The organism is Streptomyces sp. NPDC037126, assembly GCF_055605965.1.
The window spans coordinates 12,988-27,471 of sequence record NZ_JBVJTD010000049.1; the positions used below are offsets into that span (position 1 = coordinate 12,988).

Here is a 14,484-nt window from a genome sequence, read left to right on the forward strand (position 1 = left end):
GGATCGGTTCCTGATCAGCCGCGGAGTGCGGAGGCGAAGATGGCGGGCAGTCGGGTGATGCCGGGTGCGGTGGTGAAGCCGGTGACGCGTTGCAGGGTGGTGCGCCCGGTGCGGTTGGTGACGAAGTACGGGGGGCGGGGTGAGAGTGACGGCGAGCCGGTGAACAGACCACGCGGGGCGGGCGCGAAGGGCGCGCGCACCACGGTCTTCTCGACGTCCTCGAGCATGAAGGCGTTGTTGACGAAGCCGATGCCGCTGCCGATCGCCTGCCGGGTGTTGCCCGGGTAGGCGCCCCAGGGCGTGTAGCCGAGCAGGAAACCGACGGCGGACCAGCAGTTGACGCCGAGGGTGCCGTATTGCAGCTCGGCGACGGCCGCCTCCACCACGGCCCGGTGGGCCCGTTCGGTGGCCGGGTGGACGATCAGGGTCGCGCCGAGCGTGCCCGGGAGGGTGCCGTTGGCGAAGTCGACGGCGTTGCCCAGGAATTCGGCCGGGGTCTCGCCGGGCAGGCGTACCACGCCGAGGGCGCTGGCGAACACCTCTGTGCTGAGCAGCACGTCATCGTGGTCGGCGATGTCCGGCACCAGCAGCCGGCCGCCGTCGCCGTAGCTCTCGGCCTCCGGATGTGCCGCGCGGACCGCGGCCAGCCGCCGGTCGGCGTCGGGGTAGTAGTCGCTGCGGGCCGGCAGGGTGCGCAGCACCGTGCGGATCTCGTCGAGCAGCCGCTCGGTGCCGGTCCAGGAGCGGGGCAGAACTAGCACCTGGCTGGCGATGCAGTTGTGGCCGGAGTTGTTCATCTTGCTGGTGACGATGTGCTCGGCCTGGAAGTGGAAGTCCGCCGCGCTCCACCGTCCCGGCACCACGATGCACGGGCTCACTCCGCCCAGCTCGCTGGTGAACGGCTTGTCGACCAAGGGCCGGTCGTCGCGGCGGCGCTGTTCGGCCTGGTCGTCGGTGCCCCACATGATGGCGTCGTGGGTGCGGTCGCTGCCGGTGATGTGGATGGAGTCCACGCCCTCGTGGGTGGTGAGGTACGCGCCCTCGGCGGGGCCGCCGTCGACGAACCGCAGCCAGCCGCGCTCGGTGAACTCGGCGAAGATCCGCTCGAAGTGGGGCCGCAGATAGGCGTTGACCGGGTTCATCTTGGCGACGACGACCTGGCTCTCGGCGTACAGCTTGTGCAGGATGTCGACGGCGGTTAGGGCGGCGACGTTGCCCGCGCCGAGCACCAGCGCCACCCCAGCGGGCCCCGGGCGGCCGCGGTGCTGTCCGGCCGCACGGTGGCGCACCTGCTCGGCGGTGGTGCCCGGCCGCATCCGGACCTGGGCCGAGTAGCCACTGAGCAGCACGCGGTCCCAGCCGGTGGCGGGGAAGACGTCCACCCTGGTACGGCCGCCGTGTTCGTGGACCGCCCGCGCGGGAAGCGGGTCCTGGCCGGCGGGGATCCGACGCAGTACCCGGAGGCGGGCGCTGACGTTCTGGGCCAGCGCCCACGGGCCGCCCGCCCAGTCCTCCGTGGCCCAGGGGGAGTCGGGGCTGTACCCCTTGGCGCGGGCGCTGGCCGCGGCCAGCGCGGCGGCTCCGTCGCGGATGCGTGGCATCAGCCGCTCCAGCAGGCCGATCCGCTCGGCGAGCGGTGCCGCGGCCCAGAACGTGGCGTTCTCCCGCAGTTCGTGCAGGGCGCGGTCGAGGGCGACGGTGTCGAGGGGGGTGCTGTGCACGTTACTCCTTGGCGATGCGAACAAGTGGGGTAGGAACCGGGGCGGCTCACTCGCCCGGAAGGCGCCCGTCATGGGCGGGGTCGACCGGGACGACGGTGGCGGTCCCGCCGGGCAGCAGCAGAGCTGCGGTGAGTCGCACGCCGAGCGGGTAGCCGGCGGCGCCGTGAGCGTCAGCGAGTCGGTCGGCGCCGGGGCGACCGGTCCGGCGGTGGTCATCAGGGCCCAGCGCGCCACCGCGGCGCCGACCGGGGGTGAGGTCGGCGACGGTCGTCACGGCGTGCCGGTCATCACGCCGACCACACCGAATCCCGGCAGCAGGACCGCGGTGAGGAGGCCGTGCGGAAGCCCCGGCAGGGCCAGGTAGGTCGGAACGCAGAGGATCAGCGTGATGCCGCCCAGGCGGGCACGGGCCCGACGACTGCTCATACCGTGGCGCAGCCGCTGGCCGGATACTTGTCGCTGACCTACTGGAACGTGAGTTCGCCGGCGACGCTCTCGCGCCCTGCGAGCCACATGCTCAGCGCTTCGGTGGTGCCGCGGACCACCTGGCCGCGACCGCGCGGCGTCCCGCCCGGTGTGACGGGGACGACCCGATAGCGGGTGAGCTTGCGGCCGAACGGCCAGCTCCAGATGACTCCTTCACGGTACAAGGCGCGGGCCACCGTCTCGGGGATCTCACGGTTGCGCCCCAGGCCACGCAGAACGTCCTGGTGATGCATCGCCATGTCTCCGGTGAGCAGCCATGCCATGGTCCGTGCCTGGCCGGAGGGCTTCGTGGCGGACTTCCACCCGAGGTCGGTCAGCTCCGCACGGCTCAGCGTCCTGCCGTGCGCAACCATCCGTGCGTTGCCCCGGTTCACCGTCAGTGTCGACGGCCGGAAGTAATGGGATGCTATTCGGTCCAGACCGATCACATGTGCCAGGACGTCCCGTGGGGCCCAGTCCGTACACAGAGTTTTCGCGTTGTTGAACTCATCGTCGGTCAGCTCGCTCATTGTCTCCATGAAGCGGGTGCGTTCCCGGCGCAGTTCCAAGTGCCATGCGGTGGACACAGCCTGCGGTTCCTTTCCTGGATGAATCTGCTCCACAACCACGGGCTGGACCCGTGCGGTTCGAAGAGGTGACTCTTGTGCAGCGCGCGGACGGCAGCGCCGCTCGCCTTTCCCGCAGGGTGTTCTGCACCGTCGCCCAAGGACCGTCGGTCCGCTCCTCGGCAGTGACGGGCGGGCCCGGTCGCAAGCCTTCGGGGCCGCGGGTGGCTACGCCGAGCGCTGGTCGATCGGGGCGGTGCCAAAGTCCGGTGGTGTGTTCACTGCCGCGGCTCCTGTTCGGCTTCCGGCGTTTCCGCGCGCACGGCCGTGGCGGTGCGGGCGGCGCCGCGGGCCGCGGTGCGGGCGGCGCGCCGCGCGGCCAGCTCCTCGGCTTCGCGCCGCTCCAGCCGCGGCACGTACGTCCACACGTAGACGGCGACCAGCCCGGCACAGGCCAGCAGCAGCACGACTGGCACCGCGCTGAACCGCGGTCCGACGCTGACCGAGGCCAGCAAGGCCATCAGGGCGAAGACCAGCGTGAGTGCGGCTGCCACGGGTGCGCCTCCCCGCAGCCGGTGGGGGCGGTCGGTGTCGGGCTCCAGTCGGCGCAGTTTCCATACGCAGTACCCGGCGGCGCTGTACACCGCCATCTCCAGTGCCGCGCATAGTGAGACGATCGCGGCGAAGGAGCCAGTGGCTGCCACGATCGCGGACAGGACAAGGGAGCTGCCACCGAGGATCCACACCGGGACCACGGGCACCGCCTGCTCGTTGAGCCGGGTCAGCGGGCGGGGCAGCTTGCCTTCACGGGCGACGGCGTACATGAACCGGGAGAGCGTGACGAACCCGCCGTTGAAGGTGTTGACCGCGGTCAGCGCCGTGACGGCGAGCATCACCAGCATCCCGACCCGGCCCAGTGCCTGCTGGGCGACCAGCAGTTGCGGGTAGGCGCTGCCGAGCGCGGCGCCGTCGAGGGTGGCGCCCATCGCCACCGCGAACACCGCTTGGCAGCCGGCCAGGACCAGCACGGCCACCAGCATCGCCCGCGGGATGATCCGCGGCTCGGTGACCTCCTCGGCGTTCGTGGTCACCCACTCGAAGCCGGTGTAGACGAAGATGCCGAGGATCAGGGCCTGGATCGGCGAACTCGTCGAGCCCGCGCCCAGCGCAGTGTGGTGGCCCGGGTGCGCGATCGCTGCGACGCCGATCGCGACGGTGGCCAGCACCACGATGGTGGTGACGATCCGCTCGGCCGCTCCGGCGAGCTTGATCCCGCGCAGATTCAGCCAGGTGGCCAGGACGAGCAGCAGGGCGACGTAGCCGATCGCGATCAGCCGGCCGTTGCCGAAGGCGTACGCCAGGGCTTCGCCGATGATGTAGGCGTCGGCGGCGATCACCAGCACGATTGCCAGCATGTAGGTCAGCGTGATGGTCAGCGCCGCCTTGTCCGGCATGGCGCGGGCCAGCCACAGCCGGAGGCCGGCCGCCGTCGGGTACATGCCGTTCAGCTCCGCGAACACGGACCGCACGGCCAGGATGACCAGGCCACCGGCGAGGATGGCCAGCCAGGACATCGGCCCGCTGACATAGGTCAGCAGCTGCGCGAGGCCCAGGAAGTTGATCGCGGCGAACGCCAGTCCGGTGGAGATCGCGGAGGCGCCGCCGAACGACAGCGCCCGGCGCAGCACCGGCTGCGCCAACGGTTCGGCCATGAGGTTTCCCTATCTGAGCTCAGTTACAAGATCACGGTCGTCGCAAGGTGTCGTGGCGCGGCCGTCCCGCCGGCCGAGCCGGAGGGGCTTCGCCCCCGGCAGTTCCGCCGGCGGATGGTGGGGTTTGGGGCAGGCCGGCCGGGGCGTGGGCCCACGCCCCGGCACGAGCCCGCATGGCGCTGTGTGGCTACTGGCCCAGGAAGACGAACATCGCCATGGCGTCCAGGCGCATGACGTCTTCGGCCCGGCCCTGGGTGCGGATGGCGCCCTGCATGTAGTTGGATGCCGGGTTGGCGTCGCCCCAGAAGATCTCGGCCAGGTCGAAGCTGTGGCCGCGCACCACCAGATCGGCCGCGCCGGACAATCCGGCCGTCGGCGATGCGGGACGTCCGCCGGCGACGTCGAGGGTGAAGGCTGCGTCGTGGTCGGTGGCCAGGATGTGAATGTGACAGTTCCAGCCGCCGAGCGTCTTGCCGACCCGGGGGCTGGCCCCGGCCTTGATCGCGTATTCGCTCAGCGCGTCGAACAGCTCGTCCGCTCCGACGCTCTCTCGGATCGCCTCGCTCATCGAGTGGCCTCCGCCGTGGGCAGCCCGGCGGCCAGGCCCAGTTCGGCTGCCACCGCGGCGGCAGCCTGCTCGCCCGAGCGCACCGCGCCGTCCATGTAGCCGCTCCACATGGTGGCGTACTCGGTGCCGGCCCAGTGGATCCGGCCGACCGGCTCGCGCAGCGCCGGGCCCAGCGTGGACCAGGTGCCCGGGCTCAGGATCCCGGTGTAGCAACCGCGGGACCACTCCTCCTCGAGCCACACCTTCTCGTAGACCGCGATCGGCTGCGCCGCCTTGGGTCCGAAAACCGAGACCAGTTCGGCCACGACCTGCCGCTGCCGTTCTTCGGGGCTCATCCGCAGCGCGCGCCGCGCGGCGTCACAGTCGGTGAAACTGACCAGCACGCCCTCCGCACGGTCCGGGTGGCTCTGGTCGAAGGTCAAGGTGTTGTGTCCTGTGCTGTGCCCGGTGAGGCCGTCGGCACGCCAGAACGGCTCGGGGTAGACCACGGTCGTCTTGATAGCCGAGCCCATGAACACCCGCTGGGTCAGCTGATCGCGCAGGCCCGGCAGCGCCGGGCTGTAGCGCAGCCGGCCGGCCAGCGGCGGCGGGACGGCGACGACGGCGTACCGCGCACGCACCCGGCCCTGCTCGTGATGCACGACGACACCGCTCTCGTCCTGGTCGATCCGGTGGACCGGGCAGGACAGACGGACCCGGTCGCCTAGCACCCCGGCCAGGCCGAGCGAGACGCCCATCGCTCCGGCGCTCAGGCGGGTCTCCTGCGCGCTGTTGATCACCCCGATCATCCGCTCCACGCCGCCGCCGGAGGCGATGTAGAACAGCGCATGCAGCAGCGACACCTCCCCGGGCTCGGCGGGGAACAGGGCGCGGGTGAAAGCGCGCAGCCACTCCTTCGCGCCCGCGCAGTACGGCTGCGCGCCGATCCAGCTCTCGACGGTGGTGGAGTCCAGCACGGCGGCCTGCGGGTGGGTCCACGGGGCCTCGGCGCCGACCTCGGCGGCCAGTGCGGTCAGTTCGACCATGGCCTCCATGAGGTCCGCGGCCACCACCGGGTCCCCGGTGGGGATCGCCCCGTGGTAGCGCAGCAGTCTGCCGTCCTCGGTGCGCTGCAGGTTGTCCCCGTCGCTGTACTGCGTGAACGTCGCCAGACCGAACTCCTCGACGAGCGCGTTGATCCGGTCCTGGGTCGGGCCGATCCACTGGCCGCCGTACTCCACCAACCGCCCGTCGTCCTCGACAACGGAGCAGGTGCGCCCGCCGACCCGGTCACGCGCCTCAAGAACAAGCACCTCCACGCCTTGGGCGTGCAGGGTGCGGCCGGCGCTCAGCCCGGCCAGTCCAGCGCCGACGATGACGACGTCGGTGTCGTAATTCTCGGGCACGAGGCCACCTTCCATAACTTGGTCAATTAACTTGGTCGTTCGACCAAGTCGAGTGGCCAGAGTGAAGTATGATTCGGTGAAGGTGTCAAGAGGTGACCGGAAGACCCGGTCGCGAACCTGGGAAGAAGGTGACGAACCTGCCTCGGATGAAGGTCGAAGAGCGCCGCGAGCAGTTTGTGAAAGCGGCCATCGAGGTCATGGCACGCGAAGGGCTGGACCGGGCCACGACGCGCCGCATCGCCGAACAGGCCGGGATGGCACAGGCCGCGTTCCACTACGCGTTCCGGGGCAAGGACGAGTTGCTGACCGAGGTCATCAGTGCGGTGACCGAGCAGGTCGAGCAGATCCTGCGCAACGCGGTGACACCCGAGCGAGGACTGGCCGCAGCGATCGCCGACGCAGTACGCGCCTTCTGGGCCTTCGTGGTGGGCGACGACGGGCTGCAGCTGATGCAGTACGAACTGATGATCTACTGCCGCCGCAACCCCGGCTTCGAGTGGCTCGCCGCCTGGCAGTACACCCGCTACTGCGCCTTCGTCGAAGACGTCTTCCGCTCCGCACTCGCCCACGAGGCTTCACCGCCGCCGATGGAGCTGGCCGCACTGGTGCGGTTCCTCGTCGCGGCGATCGACGGACTGGTCATCCAGTACGAGGTCCACCACGAGACCGAACAGTCCCGGCGCGACGTGGAAAACGTGATCTCCTGCGCCCTGTCGATGGCCGGCTTCACCTCCAAGCCTCCGCCTCGGGAGCCTGAAAGCCCCGCGTAGTCGCGAGCGGCGGCTACGCAACCACAGCCTGGGTGCCAGCACGCGCATCGATCAGGCTGTGGGACAGGGGCGCCGCCTGCTGCCTCTTGACCATGATCGCGATGATGACCGGGGGCCTGGCGGGGGGTGCCCCTATCTGTTTCGTCAACCCTGGCGCGGTTGGTTCGTAGGGATTGGTCCTGGTCTTTGGGAATGTCCCGCGAAGCGGGGCGCTCCCGGCGGATCGTGTGCCGGGTGGGCAGCCCGTTGGCTGGCACGGCCGGGGTGGTTGTCCCAGCCAACGGGCGTGCCGGAGTCGGGAAGGCAGGGGTGGATGGGGTTGTCAGGCTGCGAGGTCGACGTGAGACGCGGTCCGTTCGATCGAGGTCGCAATCCCGCCCCGGGCCCAGACGGTGGTCAGCATCACCACCAACGACACTGAGCCGAACGGGTGACGGGCGCACCGACCGGAACACCAAGATCAACTATTGGCGGCTATCGAGCTCACCTCGGCGATACCCCTACGACTGGCAGTGTCGTCATCTGCCTATGGCTGATCCTCTTTACGTGGGTCGGCTGGCGGCGGCGCAGGCATGGCGGCGGAGGAGCATCCACTGCTGAGGCATGGAGCGAGCTCTTCCATCCGTCACAGCGGCACGTGCAACACGAGCGGGAACGCCAACTTGTCCTCCGGGACGACGCCGAATCCGGTGCACCCCCCAGCTCTGTTGACCTGGACTCCGGCAAGGCGGTTATGCGCCCCGCGCAGCGCGCCACGAGCAGGTGCGACGCGCCGTAACGGTTCGGCACGTCGTACCTGCTCGTGCACTGCTGCCAGGAGTTTTCGGTTTCCTTGAGCCCTGCGCATCCACGGACCGGCAGAAGCCGGTCATCTTGCCTGACCGCTGCCCCTGCACCAGCACGCTATGTCCGCGCCGTGGCGGCCGATCAGCGGCGACTTGGTCTGCTTGCCGACTACCCCCGTAGGCGTATGAGCTCGGAGCTACTCCAGCAGCTTTTTCCTGGCGCAGTAGCTTGCCAACGCCCCCGGCGCAGGGCCAGGCACTCCACCGCGAGTTCGCGGGGCATCACCGGCTGGACGCCGGATGCCCCGGCCCGCACCGCTACGGGCGTGCCCGCCTGGCTGCGCCTGGTGTCCGCGCCGGAGGACAAGGCCGCGGGACGCCAACCCGTCTACGGGTGGGGCGTTCTCGGTGGCGGGCGCTACCTTTCCGGCATGGGGATCTATCTGGTCAGCGTGGGTGCGCGGGAATGGCTCGACGGCGACGAGGACGAGGGCGGCCGGGGAGCCGTCGCCTCGGCGCTCGAGGAGGAGTTGGAGCGGCGGGGGCTGCCGCGGTACGAGCCCGTTCGGGAGGAGGAACTAGGGGTGTGGTTCGAGGAGAAGCTCATCCCTCCCATGGACGGGTTCGCGGCGCTGTGCCGCGCGCACCTGACGCCGCGAGAGCAGGAGACGTTCGGCGAGTGGTCGGTGCTGGTACCGGTGTCGCTGGGGGAGGAGATACACCTGCCCATCGGCTCCGCCTACACCGACACGACCGTGATCGCGGGAGCGCCGCAGGTGCTCGCCCTGGCCAGGCGGCTGGCGGACGTCATCGGACTGCCGCCGGAGGTGCCGCAGGAGGCCGGGAACCTCGGTCTGACGTTCTGGTTCCTCGAGGGCGAGGTGAAAGAACTGGCCGCGGCTCGCCCAGGGCCCTGGAGCGAGGACCTGGACGCCGCGTTCTACGTCGCCGTGTACCTGCGTGCCGCCGAGCACTCACTGCGCCGCGGCTGCCCGATGACCTACAGCTGACGCTACGAATCCGCCGGTGGCGACGGGAGGGCGGCCCGAACCGAAGGTGACCCCTTGGCCCGCCGGGAACCGGCGCGCCTTGGCCGTGTGGTCACGCGGGCGGTAGCGGTGGCAGTCTCCCACGTCAGCACCGCGACGGACATTGGTGCGGTCGGTGGGTGTGTGCGCTCCCCACACCAGGCGGGCGGGCAGCCAGCGGTCGTCCCCGGGGGTACGCAGTTCCTCGAGGATCCGGGCGACGCGCTCCGGGGCCAGCCGCAGGGGCTTGAGGGAGCCGTACGGGGCTGAGGCGGCGCTGACGGCGCCGCAGGCGGCCGCGACCGCCGGGCCGTCACCGCGCCACGCTTCCGGGTCTTTTGGTGCCCAGGATCAGCTCGCGACGGGGGCAGGCCGAGGGCCAGGAGGCGGAGGTAGTCGGCGCGCAGGGCGTGGCCGCGGGCCGGCGGCCAGACGGCGCGCAGGTCGACACTCAGTCCGGCGGCCGCTTCGTCGAGGGCCTGGCCGTGCCGCAGGGCGGTGATGAGGCGGCCTCGCTGCGCCTTGTGCATGTGACGCTCATAGAATCCCAGCATGCCCTCCCCGACAGCCCGACGCCCCTTGCTAATTGCCCTGCTGGTCGTGGGACTGGCCGCATTCGGCTACTACGCTTTGCAGCCCGTACGGGAAGGGTGCACGCTTACCTCCGAGCCGTATGGCTCCACCTTCACCCCAAACAGCTCCCACGCCTCCGGCGGCGGCCGGTGCGGTGAAGAGCGCACGCGCTTCATGGCCTGGCTTGAGGGGTAGGCGCACCCACCGAATGAGATCGACCCCCTGCGGAAGTCGATGCAAGCCGCTGCCCAAGGCTTCGGCGTAGTCGGGTGGCGTCCGATTTGTGCTCAAGCGAGGTCGACTTCGACAAGATCAAGACGGTTCGCGCAACCGCGCCGTGCCATGGGAGGCGGCGACGTCCTGCCGCCGTGCGAAAGTGCCGCTCACCCTTCGTCCCCGCTCTTGCTTCACCTATCGAATTTCGATAGATTCCCATCGTGCTTCGATGGAAAGGTGGGTCATGGGAAAGCTGACCGTGCGTGCGCTGCGCGCCGTGCTCGTGGTGGTGCTCGTCGGCACCGTGTTCGTGCAGGCGTTGATGGTGTGGACATTGGTCATCGGGAGCGACCCTGAGGACGGGTCGCTCCCGATGACCGCGCTACGGGTGATCATGATCCTGGGCATGCTGTCGGTCCAGGTCGCCGTGGTCTGCGTATGGCGGCTCGTGGCGATGGTGCGACGCGGAACCGTGTTCTCCCACGCTGCCTTCCGGTACGTGGACGGCGTGATTGGCGCGATCGCGGCGGCTGCCCTCCTCTGGTTCGCGGTCACGATCATCAATGCGCCAGGCCAGCGAGACGACCCGGGCGTCACCGTCATCATGGGCGGGATCGGCGTGGCCATCCTGGGGGTCGCGCTCATCGTCCTCGTGCTGCGGATGCTGCTCGCCCAGGCCGTCGCGCGCGACGTCGAAGCGTCGCAGATGCAGGCCGAGTTGGACGAGGTGATCTGATGCCGATCGCCGTCGACATCGACGTGATGCTGGCCAGGCGGAAGATGTCCGTGGGCGAACTCGCGGACCGGATAGGGATCACTCCGGCCAACCTGGCGGTGCTCAAGAACGGCCGCGCCAAGGCAGTGCGCTTCACCACGCTCGCCGCGCTCTGCGAGGTGCTCAAGTGCCAGCCGGGCGACCTGCTGCGCTGGGAAGCAGAGGATGCCGCAGGCGAATGACGTGCCCTTCCAAGATCATGGAGTTCTCGACACCCCGTGATCCGAGTGCAAGGCCGTGCCTGCCGACGCATCATCGCCGATCCCGCCTGCCTTTGACCAACTCCGCGAGCATTGCGGGGCCGTGCCCGAGGAGATCCCGGGCCTGCTGGAGCGGCTGGCTGAGGTGCCCGACCCTCGCGATCCACGCGGCGTAGGGCACGCTCTGGTCGTCGTGCTCGCGCTGACCGCGTGCGCGGTTCTGGCCGGAGCGACCTCCCTGCTGGCGGTGGGTGAGTGGATCAACGACGCCCCGCCGTCCGTCCTGGAGCGCCTTGGCGTACGGCCCGACCCGCTGTCTCCGAAGCGGTGCCTGCCGGCGGAGGCGACGGTGCGGCGACTGCTGGGCCGCATCGACGGCGACGCGTTGGACCGGGCGGTGGGCCGCTGGCTGGCCGACCGGCGCGCTGGGGCCGTGGGTCAACTTCGCGCAGTGGCGGTCGACGGCAAGACCCTGCGGGGAGCGGCCAGGGCCACGGGCCGCAAGATTCATCTGCTCGCCGCCTGCGACCACCTCTCCGGCCTGGTCCTGGCCCAACTCGACGTAGGCGAGAAGACCAATGAGATCACCTGCTTTTACCCTCTCCTGGAGACCCTCGCCGAACTGGCGGGCGTGGTCGTGACCAGCGACGCCATGCACACTGAGCGCGAGCACGCCAGCTACCTGCTCGGCCGAGGCGCGCACTACATCGTGACCCTGAAAGGAAACGGAAGAAGCTCCACAAGCAGCTCAAGTCCCTCCCATGGAAGCAGATCCCGCTGCGGTGCCGCACCCGCGACACCGGCCACGGCCGCGGCGAGATCCGCCGCATCAAGGTGTGCACGGTGAACAGCCTGCTCTTTCCCAGCGCGCGCCAGGCCCTCCAGCTCAAGCGCCACCGAGCGGACCGCAAGACCGGCAAGATCAGCATCACGACCGTCTACGCGGTCACCAGCCTCACGGCGGTGAGTGGTCCGGTGACGGCGGCGACGATCGCTTCGGTGGTGATGCGGATCTTGTACTTCTGCCACGACCGTGACTGGCCGGCCCGGTTGGGCGCATCGAGCCGCTTGAAGCACAGCCCCTCCACGCTGGCCGCCGACCAGGTCAGCCAGTTCTCGGCGGTGGTGGGGTCGGTGGTCGAGGGCACAGCGTGAACGGCGCCGCCAGCCCGCGACCGATGAACAGCGCCTCTAGCGCGGCCCGGCGCCGGGCATACGGCCAGCCGGTCACATCCCCGTCCCCGGCACTGTGGACCAGGTCGAAGACGACGTAATGCGCGGGCCAGCGGCGCGCCCCCTCGGCCAAGGCCGCCGCGCCGCGGCGGGCGAGGCGCTGCTGCAGCCGCTCGAACGCTAGCCGGTCGTCCTCCCACACGATCACCTCGCCGTCGAGCCCGGTGCCCGCGGGCAGCTGCGCGAGCGCGGCAGCCCGGATCTCGACGAAGGCATTCGTCATGTCGGTGCCCTGCCGGGAGCGCAGCAGCACCCTCCCGCCCTCGTGCACGGCGAGCTGGGCGCGGAAGCCGTCCCACTTGGGCTCCTCCGCCGCCCCGGCCGGCAGGGCGGGGCTGTCCACGGCGGTGGTCAGCATCGGGTCGGGCAGGGTCCATACCATGACGTGATCCCTTCCACCCCCGGCGTTCGGTCTGACGTGTGTCCGCTTGCCCAGAAAATCGAACAAGAGATCTAATGTCGGTATGTACCGCGTCGATCATCTCACCGACACCCTGCGCTGCATCCGTGAGCATCGCCGATCACGGTGAGGCGCCGACGGTGGGGGAGATCGGGGCGGAGGTCGGCCTGCGCAGCGGGTCCTCGGTCCACTATCAGCTGGTGGAGCTGGAGGCAAAGCGCGCGATCGTGCGTGAGCCGGGGCGGTCCAGAGGGATCCGCCTCGCATGATCGGCGCCGGCCGCTACCACTTCCTGCTCACCTCCGGTGGCTGGCCGGTTCTTATGCCGGCCGCCCGCATCACGCTCCGACGAGGACACCGCCGACGTGCTGGCCGCCTGGCCGGATGAGCAGTAGGTTCCGCGGCCGGCAGGGGCCGCGCCGGGGGGTGCGCAAGTGGTGCGTCGTGATGGACGGGATGGCGCGATGACTGGGCTCACGACTTCTGCGCGGCTTGAGCACGCGGTTTCGTCCTGGCTGGCATGTGATGTGGCGTCGTGGGGGGTGTGCAAGTCTGAGATGGACAGCGGCGCGATGTGGGGAAGGGGCAGGTCGGGGTGCGGGTGGCGTATCACGAGGAGCTGGCCTCGGTCGGTGAGGGGCTGGTGGAGATGGCCCGGCTGGTGGGCTCCGCGATCGGCCGTGCCACCACTGCTTTGATGGACGCCGACCTGACGCTGGCCGAGAGCGTGATCGCCGCCGACTCGAGGATTGATGGCCTGCAGCGGGAGATCGAGGATCGGGCGATCGCGCTGCTAGCGCGGCAGCAGCCGGTTGCCACCGAGCTGCGCACGGTTGTGACCTCGCTGCGCATGAGTGCTGATCTGGAGCGTTCCGGTGACTTGGCGGCGCATGTGGCCAAACTGGCCCGGCTGCGTCACCCGGAGCGTGCTGTGCCCGGGGATCTGCACCGTACGGTGTTGGAGATGGGGCAGCTCGCGCAGCGGCTGATGGCGCAGGCTGCGGAGATCCTTGTGACGCGGGATGTGGATGCGGCGCTGCAGATGGAGCAGGACGACGACCGTATGGACGAGCTGCACCGCATGATCTTCCAGCATCTGATGGACGACCGGTGGAAGCACGGGGTGGAGACGGCGGTGGACGTCACCCTCGTCGGCCGCTACTACGAGCGCTTCGCCGACCACGCCGTCTCGGTGGCCCGCCGCATGGTCTATCTCGTCACCGGCGAGCATGCCGACGACTACCTCCCGGACCCACCGATGCCCACATAGCTACTGGCCGGCACGTCGTACTGTCCGTATGAGGATGCTGGTGGTCTGGGTGGTCAGGCGGGGATGCGGGCTTCGGCGACGATGCGCCGGTGGTCGTCGGCGATCTGCGCGGCCAGGGTCACGGTGACGGTGCCGCTGTCGAGGCCGCAGGTGCAGCGGACGACCGCGTGGCCGGTGGGCTGGCGTTCGACCCAGCCTGCCGGGTGGACGGTGTCGCTGAGGAGGGCGTGTACGTCGGTCGTGTGTTCCACCATGGGGTTCATCCTGGTGGCCGGGTTTTGGGCTGCCAAGGCCGGGACGCTGAATGGCGGAATCGCCGCTGCAACCGGCGGAGGCCTTCATGCTCAACGCGTATGGAGCCTGCTGCAGCACCCGTCGGTTGTACGACGGCACGCGACTGACCAGACGCTTCGGCGATGGGGGTTACGGGGCCGGGAGGGTGGGGGTGGGCTGGGTGCCTGGGGGTACACGGAGCTGTGGTGGCATGGCGGGCTCCGCGGCGGCACGGCGACGACGACCGTGCCGCCGCGTCGTGCTGAGGAGGCTGCCGCCTCCTCGGCGCCGGTCCTGGGCGCCTCACCGGGACGGGCATGGTCCCGGCGACGTCCTCTGCATGATCCCCTGCGATCAAGGCCACTGGCTTTGTTCACGACTTGCGTCGTCAGTTGTTCACGGGTTTGGGAGGCACCCAGATCCACGGTCGGGTGATGTTCACGAGTTTTGGTTCTGGCTCACTTTCCGTGGAGGGCTGACTGAGTGTGATGTCAGCGGTGTGTGGTGGGATGGCCGGACTCTGCTGCTGTGATCTGCTGGGAGA

Annotated in this window: 18 protein-coding genes; 9 read left to right on the forward strand and 9 right to left on the reverse strand. The window is 69.9% G+C overall.

Annotated elements, in window-relative coordinates:
- Nucleotides 1-14 precede the first annotated feature (14 nt).
- The 7 genes from ACZ7FF_RS43390 to ACZ7FF_RS43420 form a co-directional block, all read right to left on the reverse strand.
- Nucleotides 15-1,721 (reverse strand): aldehyde dehydrogenase family protein, encoded by a 1,707-nt coding sequence (locus ACZ7FF_RS43390; RefSeq protein WP_470820084.1) that lies wholly within the window; start codon nucleotides 1,719-1,721, stop codon nucleotides 15-17.
- Nucleotides 1,722-1,767: 46 nt separating this feature from the next.
- Nucleotides 1,768-1,995: a hypothetical protein gene (locus ACZ7FF_RS43395; protein ID WP_470820086.1), complete on the reverse strand. Its 228-nt coding sequence runs from the start codon at nucleotides 1,993-1,995 to the stop codon at nucleotides 1,768-1,770.
- Nucleotides 1,992-2,147 carry a hypothetical protein gene (locus ACZ7FF_RS43400; RefSeq protein WP_470820088.1) on the reverse strand — a complete coding sequence of 52 codons (156 nt, stop codon included), beginning with the start codon at nucleotides 2,145-2,147 and terminating at the stop codon, nucleotides 1,992-1,994. The genes ACZ7FF_RS43395 and ACZ7FF_RS43400 overlap by 4 nt, the downstream gene beginning before the upstream one ends.
- A gap of 38 nt (nucleotides 2,148-2,185) precedes the next feature.
- Complete coding sequence (locus ACZ7FF_RS43405; RefSeq protein WP_470820090.1) at nucleotides 2,186-2,815, reverse strand: maleylpyruvate isomerase family mycothiol-dependent enzyme; 630 nt, start codon at nucleotides 2,813-2,815, stop codon at nucleotides 2,186-2,188.
- Nucleotides 2,816-3,030: 215 nt separating this feature from the next.
- A complete protein-coding gene (locus ACZ7FF_RS43410; protein ID WP_470820092.1) occupies nucleotides 3,031-4,464 on the reverse strand; it encodes an APC family permease in 1,434 nt (477 codons plus the stop codon).
- 187 nt (nucleotides 4,465-4,651) lie between these two features.
- The gene (locus tag ACZ7FF_RS43415; protein ID WP_470820094.1) at nucleotides 4,652-5,032 is read right to left on the reverse strand and encodes a hypothetical protein; all 381 of its coding nucleotides are present in this window, start codon (nucleotides 5,030-5,032) and stop codon (nucleotides 4,652-4,654) included.
- Nucleotides 5,029-6,417, reverse strand: a complete 1,389-nt coding sequence (locus ACZ7FF_RS43420; RefSeq protein ID WP_470820096.1) for a flavin monoamine oxidase family protein — start codon at nucleotides 6,415-6,417, stop codon at nucleotides 5,029-5,031. Before ACZ7FF_RS43420 ends, ACZ7FF_RS43415 begins: the two co-directional genes overlap by 4 nt.
- A 146-nt stretch (nucleotides 6,418-6,563) precedes the next feature.
- Between ACZ7FF_RS43420 and ACZ7FF_RS43425 the strand changes: the two genes are divergently transcribed.
- The 7 genes from ACZ7FF_RS43425 (at nucleotide 6,564) to ACZ7FF_RS43455 (ending at nucleotide 11,919) form a co-directional block, all read left to right on the forward strand.
- Nucleotides 6,564-7,187: a TetR/AcrR family transcriptional regulator gene (locus ACZ7FF_RS43425; protein WP_470820098.1), complete on the forward strand. Its 624-nt coding sequence runs from the start codon at nucleotides 6,564-6,566 to the stop codon at nucleotides 7,185-7,187.
- Between the two features lie 430 nt (nucleotides 7,188-7,617).
- The gene (locus ACZ7FF_RS43430) at nucleotides 7,618-7,965 is read left to right on the forward strand and encodes a DUF6191 domain-containing protein (protein WP_470820100.1); all 348 of its coding nucleotides are present in this window, start codon (nucleotides 7,618-7,620) and stop codon (nucleotides 7,963-7,965) included.
- A 438-nt stretch (nucleotides 7,966-8,403) separates the two neighbouring features.
- The gene (locus ACZ7FF_RS43435; protein WP_470820102.1) at nucleotides 8,404-8,982 is read left to right on the forward strand and encodes a hypothetical protein; all 579 of its coding nucleotides are present in this window, start codon (nucleotides 8,404-8,406) and stop codon (nucleotides 8,980-8,982) included.
- Nucleotides 8,983-10,033: 1,051 nt separating this feature from the next.
- Entirely contained in the window at nucleotides 10,034-10,525 is a 492-nt protein-coding gene (locus ACZ7FF_RS43440; protein WP_470820104.1) for a DUF2975 domain-containing protein, read from the forward strand.
- Nucleotides 10,525-10,746, forward strand: a complete 222-nt coding sequence (locus ACZ7FF_RS43445; RefSeq protein WP_470820106.1) for a helix-turn-helix domain-containing protein — start codon at nucleotides 10,525-10,527, stop codon at nucleotides 10,744-10,746. The genes ACZ7FF_RS43440 and ACZ7FF_RS43445 overlap by 1 nt, the downstream gene beginning before the upstream one ends.
- A 121-nt stretch (nucleotides 10,747-10,867) precedes the next feature.
- A complete protein-coding gene (locus tag ACZ7FF_RS43450) occupies nucleotides 10,868-11,611 on the forward strand; it encodes an ISAs1 family transposase (RefSeq protein ID WP_470820108.1) in 744 nt (247 codons plus the stop codon).
- A complete protein-coding gene (locus ACZ7FF_RS43455; protein ID WP_470820110.1) occupies nucleotides 11,608-11,919 on the forward strand; it encodes a hypothetical protein in 312 nt (103 codons plus the stop codon). The genes ACZ7FF_RS43450 and ACZ7FF_RS43455 overlap by 4 nt, the downstream gene beginning before the upstream one ends.
- Here the strand turns inward: ACZ7FF_RS43455 and ACZ7FF_RS43460 are convergent.
- Entirely contained in the window at nucleotides 11,870-12,379 is a 510-nt protein-coding gene (locus ACZ7FF_RS43460; protein ID WP_470820112.1) for an ATP-dependent DNA ligase, read from the reverse strand. The two genes, ACZ7FF_RS43455 and ACZ7FF_RS43460, sit on opposite strands and share 50 nt — an antisense overlap.
- Nucleotides 12,380-12,504: 125 nt before the next feature.
- Here ACZ7FF_RS43460 and ACZ7FF_RS43465 point away from each other — a divergent pair, with 125 nt between their 5' ends.
- On the forward strand, nucleotides 12,505-12,666 hold the full coding sequence (locus ACZ7FF_RS43465) for a LexA family protein (protein ID WP_470820114.1): 162 nt from the start codon (nucleotides 12,505-12,507) through the stop codon (nucleotides 12,664-12,666).
- A 326-nt stretch (nucleotides 12,667-12,992) separates the two neighbouring features.
- The gene (gene phoU, locus ACZ7FF_RS43470; protein ID WP_470820120.1) at nucleotides 12,993-13,667 is read left to right on the forward strand and encodes a phosphate signaling complex protein PhoU; all 675 of its coding nucleotides are present in this window, start codon (nucleotides 12,993-12,995) and stop codon (nucleotides 13,665-13,667) included.
- A gap of 53 nt (nucleotides 13,668-13,720) precedes the next feature.
- Here the strand turns inward: phoU and ACZ7FF_RS43475 are convergent, their stop codons facing one another.
- Nucleotides 13,721-13,921 carry a hypothetical protein gene (locus tag ACZ7FF_RS43475; protein ID WP_470820116.1) on the reverse strand — a complete coding sequence of 67 codons (201 nt, stop codon included), beginning with the start codon at nucleotides 13,919-13,921 and terminating at the stop codon, nucleotides 13,721-13,723.
- Nucleotides 13,922-14,484 lie beyond the last annotated feature (563 nt).